Origin of the sequence: Candidatus Symbiopectobacterium sp. (genome assembly GCF_020054415.1) — a bacterium.
Classification (GTDB): domain Bacteria; phylum Pseudomonadota; class Gammaproteobacteria; order Enterobacterales; family Enterobacteriaceae; genus Symbiopectobacterium.
The window spans coordinates 1-1,414 of record NZ_JAHWCO010000663.1; the positions used below are offsets into that span (position 1 = coordinate 1).

General features: G+C 51.6%; 1 protein-coding gene and 2 pseudogenes. 1 reads left to right on the top strand and 2 read right to left on the bottom strand.

What is annotated here, in order from left to right; translation table 11 throughout:
- Positions 1–79, bottom strand: a pseudogene (locus QZ506_RS19100) (IS1 family transposase); the annotation flags it as partial.
- Between the two features lie 56 nt (positions 80–135).
- Positions 136–1,167: pseudogene (locus tag QZ506_RS19105) on the bottom strand (alginate lyase family protein); the annotation flags it as partial.
- 140 nt (positions 1,168–1,307) lie between these two features.
- Here QZ506_RS19105 and QZ506_RS19110 point away from each other — a divergent pair.
- Positions 1,308–1,414 (top strand): IS1 family transposase (locus QZ506_RS19110; RefSeq protein ID WP_367273027.1); only part of this gene is annotated, 107 nt, incomplete at its 3' end.

Below are 1,414 nucleotides of genomic sequence, written 5' to 3' on the forward strand. Positions count from 1 at the left end.
GGCCACTTTTGCCATAACCGTGTTTTTTCACAGGAGATGTCTGTTCACAAAACGGGCATCTTACATCAACTTTAGCCACTGTATTCCACATCCAAAACCGGACATTTCACACTGCAATCAACATATTGAATACACGACCGATTTGTAAGGCAAACTGTTATCTTTGTCCAGATAAGGGGCCTGGAAATTAAATGCGTTAGCGATACCACTGCCCTGCGGCGTGCGATAACGCCACAGATCTTCGCCTACCTTGTCTGCCAATATCGCCATGTTGGTAATGGCTTGCAGGTTGAAATAGCTGTAGTGGAAGGAACGGGTGCGAGAAAGCTCTTCCGGCTGCGCGCCGTCATCCTGAATCTGGTGATTCAGCTTGGTACGCTGTAGCGCGGCTATCGCAGAGACCACATCTTTCTTATCGAGATACCAGGCAATACCGGCTACCTGAGCGGCGTACCAGCTACCGTGGTTGTTCTTCGCTTCCGATTCCCGCTTCGCCAGCTTGCTGGTCTGCAACCACCCCAGATAGGCCGTCATCCACTAACGCATCTGCGCATCATCCTCTTTTTTCCATCCTTGGTAGTCGCGCAGCATAATCAGCGCATCCACAATGCGGGTGGAGAAATAGCGTCCGTCGAGCACGCCTGCCCCGCGTCCTGGCGCAATGCCTGGCACGCCCTGAGCAAAATCAAGGTTGGGATTCATGCGGGTTTCAGGGTCGATAAACCAGGTTCGAATCAGCGAAATCGCTTTATCGGCATAGGCGGCGTTATCGGAGAAGTACCAGGCTAACGTCAGCGTGTACACCTGATCGGTAAAATCTTCCAGGCGAACGCCGTCGATGTCATCACTCTTGCTGACAGGGTTTATAACGCCGTCACGGCATACCCAAGGCAATCCATTGAATTTGTTGCTATCGGGCCACCAGTAGACGCTGAGGCTCATATAATCGTGTTTAGAGCCACTGGGGTGCGTCATCCCCTTTTCCGTCACGCTCGGATTGGGTTTGTTCAGCGATTTTTCTTCCTGAGCGATCAGTTCGGTGTAAGCGAGTCGCGTTTGCGGTTTCTCAGTGCACTGCCGCAGTTGCTGCTGCTTGACCCTCGTCAGCACCGACTGTTGCAGAAACGCGTAAGGATCGTCGTGACGTTCCTGCGCCTGTGCCTGCATGACGACCCCGCCAATAAACCACAGCATCAGCGCACACACGCATGCCAGCCTGTTAAACATCACCACTCGAATAACTTCCCGGTCGTGTATTCAATATGTTGATTGTAGCGTGAAATGTCCGGTTTTGGATGTGGAATACAGTGGCTAAAGTTGATGTAAGATGCCCGTTTTGTGAACAGACATCTCCTGTGAAAAAACACGGTTATGGCAAAAGTGGCCATCAGCGTTACCGTCGTCAGTCATGCAA